This window comes from Sphingomonas sp. (assembly GCF_042091075.1).
Classification (GTDB): domain Bacteria; phylum Pseudomonadota; class Alphaproteobacteria; order Sphingomonadales; family Sphingomonadaceae; genus Sphingomonas.
Genome location: NZ_JBELIE010000176.1, coordinates 1 through 6506, shown reverse-complemented (window position 1 = coordinate 6506; position 6506 = coordinate 1). Strand labels below are relative to the sequence as shown.

Here is a 6506-nt window from a genome sequence, read left to right as displayed (position 1 = left end):
GTCGGCCGTCGCGTGGCGGAAGCGGCGAAGGCCGCTGGCGTGACGCAGGTGGTGTTCGACCGCGGCGGCTTCCTTTTTCACGGCCGGGTGAAGGCGCTGGCGGAAGCCGCGCGCGAAGCCGGACTGGAGTTCTAAGACATGGCTGACGAGAACAACCAGCAGCCGCAGGTCGTCGAGGGCGGTGAGGCCCCGGCGACGCAGCAGGACGGCAACCAGGCGCGCGGCGCGCGTGGCGGACGCGGTCGCGGTGGCGGCGGTGATCGTGGTGGGCGTGGGGGCCGTGACGGCAACCGTGGCCGTCGCGACGACCGCAACCGCAATGAGGATGGTGGCGAGGAGCTGATCGAGAAGCTCGTGCACATCAATCGCGTGTCGAAGACGGTGAAGGGCGGCAAGCGCTTCGGATTCGCGGCGCTGGTCGTCGTGGGCGATGGCAAGGGCCGCGTCGGCTTCGGCCATGGCAAGGCCCGCGAAGTGCCGGAGGCGATCTCCAAGGCGACCGCGGCTGCCAAGAAGAAGATGATGCGCGTGCCGTTGAAGGAAGGCCGCACGCTGCATCATGACGGCAACGGTCATTTCGGCGCTGGCCGCGTGACGGTCCGTTCGGCGCCGCAGGGCACCGGCATCATCGCGGGTGGCCCGATGCGCGCCGTTTTCGAGAGCCTGGGCGTGGCCGACGTGGTGACCAAGTCGGTCGGCACGTCGAACCCGTACAACATGATCCGTGCGACGTTCGAGGCGCTGGGCACCCAGACCTCGCCGAAGTCGGTGGCACAGCGTCGCGGCAAGAAGATCGCCGATCTGCTGGGCCGCGCGCATGGTGCGGATGCGACCACGGCCGAGGCTGATGCCGCGGCTGTCGTGGAGTAAGCGAGAATGGCTACCATCAAAGTCAAGCAGACCGGCTCGCCGATCCGCCGTACCAAGGATCAGCGCGCGACGCTGATCGGTCTGGGCCTCAACAAGATGCACAAGGTTTCGGAGCTGAACGACACCGCCGAGGTGCGTGGCATGATCCGCAAGGTGCAGCACATGGTCGAGGTGGTGGAGGGCTAAGCCTCCACCATCCCCGGACATTCCGTCACCCCGGCGCAAGCCGGGGTCGTTCGCCGCCATCGCGCTCCCGCGGCGAACGTTGCCAGCCGTCGCTGGCATGACGATCAGGGAGCGTTGCGCGTAATAAGCGAAAGCGAGTGCATATCATGAAACTGAACGAACTCCGCGACAACGAAGGCGCCCGTCACCGCAAGATCCGCGTGGGACGCGGCATCGGGTCGGGCAAGGGCAAGACCGGCGGTCGCGGCCAGAAGGGCCAGAAGAGCCGCGAGGGCGTCAGCATCGCCGGCTTCGAGGGTGGCCAGATGCCGCTGCACATGCGGCTGCCGAAGCGCGGCTTCAACAATATTTTCGCCAAGGATTATGCCGAGGTGAACCTGGGCGCGATCCAGAAGGCGATCGAATCGGGCAAGCTGACCGGCACCGATATCGATCATGCCGCGCTGAAGGCCGCCGGCCTTGCGCGTGGTGGCAAGAATGGCGTCCGCTTGCTCGGCAAGGGCGAACTGACGGCGAAGCTGAACTTCACCGTCGCGGGCGTGTCGGCGTCGGCGCGCGAAGCGATCGAGAAGGTCGGCGGCTCGGTAACCGTGCCCGAGATCGTGCCCGCGGCCGATAAGGCCAAGGCGAAGCACCGCACCGCGCAGGCGGCCAAGAAGAAGGGCTGATCCGGGCCTCGTCGTCCTACCGGGCTCGATCCGGCATTCGCGCGCTGCATGCCCCGTGGGATGCACGCGCGCGAACCCGTGAGCCCGCTGGGGCAGGGCGACGAGGGCGTGGGGCGCAGGCAGGTGCCTCACACGCCGGATCAGACACCGCATTAGACAAGGGCGCTCCGACGCCTATATGAGCGGCGGGGGGCGACGAAACGCTTCCCGCCGTATTCGTATCCAGGACATCGACACGCATGGCATCCGCAGCCGACCAGATGGCGCAGAGCATCAGCCTCGCGAAATTCTCGCAGGCGACAGATCTCAAGAAGAGGCTTTGGTTCACGATCGGCGCGCTGATCGTCTTCCGACTGCTCAGCTACGTGCCGCTGCCCGGGATCGACCCGACCCAGCTCAACCTGCTCGCCGAGCGGATGAAGGGCGGTGTGCTCGATTTCTTCAATACCTTCTCGGGCGGGTCGCTGTCGCGCGCGTCGCTGATCGCGCTGGGGGTGATGCCGTACATCACCGCTTCGATCGTGATCCAGCTGGCGACGTCGCTGAGCCCGCACCTGGCGGCGATCAAGAAAGAGGGTGAGTCGGGCCGCAAGAAGCTCAATCAATATACCCGCTATGGCACCGTCGCGCTGACGGCGGTGCAGGGGTTCTTCATCGCGCGCGGGCTTGAGGCTGGCGGTGCGGTGCTCGAACCGGGCGCGGTGTTCCGGATCGGCGCGGTCATCTCGCTGATCGGCGGCACGATGTTCCTGATGTGGCTGGGTGAGCAGATCACCAGCCGCGGGATCGGCAACGGCATCAGCCTGATCATCATGGCGGGGATCGTCGCGCATCTGCCGACGACGCTGCTCAATCTGCTGGAGGGCGGGCGTTCCGGCTCGATGAGCCCGGTGACGCTGATCGCGATCATCCTGGTCGTCGTCGGGCTGATCCTGCTGATCTGTTTCATGGAACGCGCGCAGCGCCGCATCCTGATCCAATATCCCAAGCGCCAGACGCAGCGCGGCATGCAGGCGGATCGCAGCCACCTGCCGCTGAAGATCAATACCGCGGGCGTGATCCCGCCGATCTTCGCCTCGTCGCTGCTGCTGCTGCCGCTGACGATCACGCAGTTCGCGGGCAATCGCGTTTCGGGCGAAAGCTGGTGGGGTGACGTGATCATCACGCTCAACCAATATCTGCAGCACGGCTCGCCGGTGTATATGGCGCTGTATGCCGCGGGCATCATTTTCTTCTCGTTCTTCTATACCGCGGTGGTCTTCAACCCGGAGGAGACCGCGGAAAACCTGAAGCGCTACGGTGGCTTCATCCCGGGCATCCGCCCCGGCAAGAACACCGAGGCCTATTTCGATTACGTGTTGACGCGCATCACCGTCATCGGCGCGGCCTATCTGACCTTCATTTGCGTAGTGCCCGAGTATCTCGTCTCGGCGCTGTCGATCCCCTTCTATCTGGGCGGAACCAGCTTGCTGATCGTCGTCAACGTGACCATGGACACGGTGACGCAGATTCAGTCGCACTTGCTGGCGCATCAATATGGCGATCTGATCAAGAAGGCGAAGCTGAAGGGCGCGCGCCGCCGCTAGGCGGATGAGCGGCAGCAGGAAACGGCGGGCGAAGGGAGAGCTAGGTCGTGAACATCATCCTCTTGGGGCCTCCGGGCGCCGGCAAAGGCACGCAGGCGCAGCGGCTGGTCGACGACCGGGGCATGGTGCAATTGTCCACCGGCGACATGCTGCGCGCCGCGGTAAAGGCGGGAACGCCGGTCGGGCTCGAGGCGAAGGCGATCATGGACGCGGGCGGGCTGGTGTCCGACGCGATCGTTTCCGCGCTGATCGGTGAGCGGCTGGACGGCGGCACGGGCGAGGGGGCGATCTTCGATGGCTATCCCCGCACCGCGGCGCAGGCCGAAGCGCTCGACGGCTTGCTGGAGGAGCGCGGGCAGCGGCTCGATCACGTGATCGAGCTGGCGGTGAACGAAGACGCGCTGGTGGAGCGGATCGTGGGCCGCTTCACCTGTGCGAAATGTGGCGCGGGCTATCACGATACGTTCAAGCAACCGACGGTGGCTGGCGTCTGTGACGTATGCGGCAGCACCGAGTTCAAGCGCCGTCCGGACGACAATGAGGAAACCGTGCGTACCCGCATGGCCGAATATCGTGCCAAAACCGCGCCGATCATCCCGATCTACGAGTCGCGCGGCCTGGTGCATCGCGTCGATGGCATGGCCGATATCGCCGACGTCACCCGCGCGATCGAAGCGATCCTCGACGAACGCGGCTGAGGGATAGGATGTCGCGCCGAATCAGGCGCATGACCGAAAGTTCATGCCCGCGCCACGCAACGGACGGGTGGGGGGCGGCATAACGGGGCACGGACGGCGAGGTTCTCAACTCGTCACCTGTACTCCCGGTGGTGACGAGGCCGGCGAAGGGTGGCTCCCCTTCGCCGGCTTTCGTCCCTCCGATCGTTCCGGGCGCTTGCCCCCGCCGCGCGTGACGATCACAAGCGCGCAATGGACCGCCTGACCGCCTTCGGCCTGTTCGCCGTCACCGTCATGCTGATTTGCTATATGCTGGAGGAGCGGGCGCCGCGCTGGACGTTGCTGTTCGCGCTGGGATGCGTGATGGGCTCCGTCTATGGGTTCCTTCAGGGGGCGTGGCCGTTCGGGCTGGTCGAGCTCGCCTGGGCCGCGGTGGCGCTCCGCAAATGGCGGGATCGGCGCCGGCGCGACATGATGGCAGGATGATCGGGGAACCGATCGCTTGACAGCGGGTTTGGACGCGCTTATCGGCCCATCCTTCCAATCCGACGTATGGCGGCGGCGCTGTTTTGCGTGCGCCGCGATCGTGCATGGCACGGTGTTACGGTACGGCGGGTCGGAAGCAATGCGACGAGATGGGGTGCGTGGCAGCCATGCCGCACCCTGTGGAGCACAGGAGAACAGATCTCATGGCACGTATCGCGGGTGTTAACATCCCGACCAACAAGCGCGTGGTGATCGCGCTGACCTATATCCACGGTATCGGTCCGGCCAAGGCCAAGGAAATCACCGCCAAGCTGAGCATTGACGACGCGCGTCGCGTGCAGGACCTGAGCGATCAGGAAGTGCTGCAGATCCGCGAGGCGATCGACGCCGATTACACCGTCGAGGGTGATCTGCGCCGCCAGACCGCGATGAACATCAAGCGCCTGATGGACCTGGCCTGCTATCGCGGCCTGCGCCACCGCAAGGGCCTGCCGGTCCGCGGGCAGCGCACGCACACCAATGCGCGCACCCGCAAGGGCAAGGCGAAGCCGATCGCGGGGAAGAAGAAGTAAGAAATTGGTCCAAGGGACCGATTTCTGACTTCCTCTCCGCCGGAGGCAGGCGTGAGGCGGACCGCCGCCCGCCCGCCGTATTGAGATACAAGGTCAGGATTACCATATGGCTCAGGCACCGCAGCGCCTTCGTCGGCGCGAACGCAAGAACATCACCGCAGGCGTCGCGCACGTGAACGCCAGCTTCAACAACACCATGATCACCATCACCGATGCACAGGGCAATGCGATCAGCTGGTCCTCGGCCGGGATGATGGGGTTCAAGGGCAGCCGTAAGTCGACTCCCTATGCCGCGCAGGTCGCGGCCGAGGACGCCGGCAAGAAGGCCGCCGAGCATGGCGTCCGTACCCTCGAGGTCGAGGTCAAGGGCCCCGGCTCGGGCCGCGAGTCGGCGCTGCGTGCGCTGCAGGCGGTGGGATTCCAGATCACGTCGATCCGTGACGTGACTTCGATCCCGCACAATGGCGTGCGTCCGTCGAAGCGCCGCCGCGTCTGATCGTTCTTCTTCGCGTGGCCGCTGACGAGCGGCTGCGTCCATTACCCGGCCGGCGCCGCAACCGCCGGCCCAACCCCAGGGGACGAGAGCTTGTCTGTCAACGCAAAGAACTGGCAAGAACTGAAGAAGCCCAATCAGCTCGAAAAGAAGAGCGGTGACGGCAAGCGCAAGGCGACCTTCATCGCCGAACCGCTGGAGCGCGGCTTCGGCCTGACGCTGGGCAACGCGCTGCGCCGCGTATTGCTGTCCTCGCTGCAGGGCGCGGCGGTTACGTCGATCAAGATCGAAAACGTGCTGCACGAGTTCAGCTCGCTCGCCGGTGTACGTGAGGACGTCACCGATATCGTCCTCAACGTGAAGCAGATCGCGCTGAAGATGCAGGGCGAAGGCCCGAAGCGCCTTCAGCTGTCGGCGACTGGCCCGGGCGAGGTGAAGGCGGGCGACATCGCGGTGTCCGGCGATATCGAGGTGATGAACCCCGAGCTGGTGATCTGTCACCTCGACGAAGGCGCGACGCTCAACATGGAGCTGACTGCCGACGTTGGTAAGGGCTATGTCGCGGCGGTTGCGAACCGCCCGGCGGATGCGCCGATCGGCCTGATCCCGGTCGATGCGCTTTATTCGCCGGTCCGGCAGGTGTCGTACAAGGTGGATCCTACCCGCGTTGGGCAGGACCTCGACTATGACAAGCTGACGCTGACGATCGAAACCGACGGCACCGTCACGCCAGAGGATGCAGTCGGCTATGCCGGTCGTATCCTGCAGGATCAGCTGGCGCTGTTCGTCCACTTCGACGATTCGTCGGTCACGCGCTCGGCGCCGGTCGGCGTCGCTGCGCCGGCGGCCGCGGGCGAGGGGGCGAGCGATACCGCGCAGATCAACCGTTACCTGCTCAAGAAGGTCGACGAGCTGGAGCTGTCGGTGCGTTCGGCGAACTGCCTGAAGAACGACAACATCATCTATAT

10 protein-coding genes are annotated in these 6506 nt (G+C 65.4%); all 10 read left to right on the top strand.

The window, feature by feature from the left end; all coding sequences use genetic code 11:
• Positions 1-135: 50S ribosomal protein L18 (locus ACFDSW_RS14350; RefSeq protein WP_375250960.1), on the top strand; the 135-nt coding region annotated here is incomplete at its 5' end.
• 3 nt (positions 136-138) lie between these two features.
• Positions 139-870 carry a 30S ribosomal protein S5 gene (rpsE, locus tag ACFDSW_RS14345; protein ID WP_375250958.1) on the top strand — a complete coding sequence of 244 codons (732 nt, stop codon included), beginning with the start codon at positions 139-141 and terminating at the stop codon, positions 868-870.
• Positions 871-876: 6 nt separating this feature from the next.
• Positions 877-1056: a 50S ribosomal protein L30 gene (rpmD, locus tag ACFDSW_RS14340; protein WP_375250957.1), complete on the top strand. Its 180-nt coding sequence runs from the start codon at positions 877-879 to the stop codon at positions 1054-1056.
• 146 nt (positions 1057-1202) lie between these two features.
• A complete protein-coding gene (rplO, locus tag ACFDSW_RS14335) occupies positions 1203-1724 on the top strand; it encodes a 50S ribosomal protein L15 (protein WP_375250956.1) in 522 nt (173 codons plus the stop codon).
• A gap of 239 nt (positions 1725-1963) precedes the next feature.
• On the top strand, positions 1964-3310 hold the full coding sequence (gene secY, locus ACFDSW_RS14330) for a preprotein translocase subunit SecY (protein WP_375250955.1): 1347 nt from the start codon (positions 1964-1966) through the stop codon (positions 3308-3310).
• A 47-nt stretch (positions 3311-3357) separates the two neighbouring features.
• On the top strand, positions 3358-4008 hold the full coding sequence (locus ACFDSW_RS14325; protein WP_375250954.1) for an adenylate kinase: 651 nt from the start codon (positions 3358-3360) through the stop codon (positions 4006-4008).
• Between the two features lie 231 nt (positions 4009-4239).
• Positions 4240-4473, top strand: coding sequence for a hypothetical protein (locus tag ACFDSW_RS14320; protein WP_375250953.1), 234 nt, complete (start codon positions 4240-4242; stop codon positions 4471-4473).
• A 203-nt stretch (positions 4474-4676) separates the two neighbouring features.
• The gene (gene rpsM, locus ACFDSW_RS14315) at positions 4677-5045 is read left to right on the top strand and encodes a 30S ribosomal protein S13 (protein ID WP_375250959.1); all 369 of its coding nucleotides are present in this window, start codon (positions 4677-4679) and stop codon (positions 5043-5045) included.
• A gap of 106 nt (positions 5046-5151) precedes the next feature.
• Entirely contained in the window at positions 5152-5541 is a 390-nt protein-coding gene (rpsK, locus tag ACFDSW_RS14310) for a 30S ribosomal protein S11 (protein WP_066486290.1), read from the top strand.
• Between the two features lie 90 nt (positions 5542-5631).
• Positions 5632-6506: DNA-directed RNA polymerase subunit alpha (locus tag ACFDSW_RS14305; RefSeq protein ID WP_375250952.1), on the top strand; the 875-nt coding region annotated here is incomplete at its 3' end.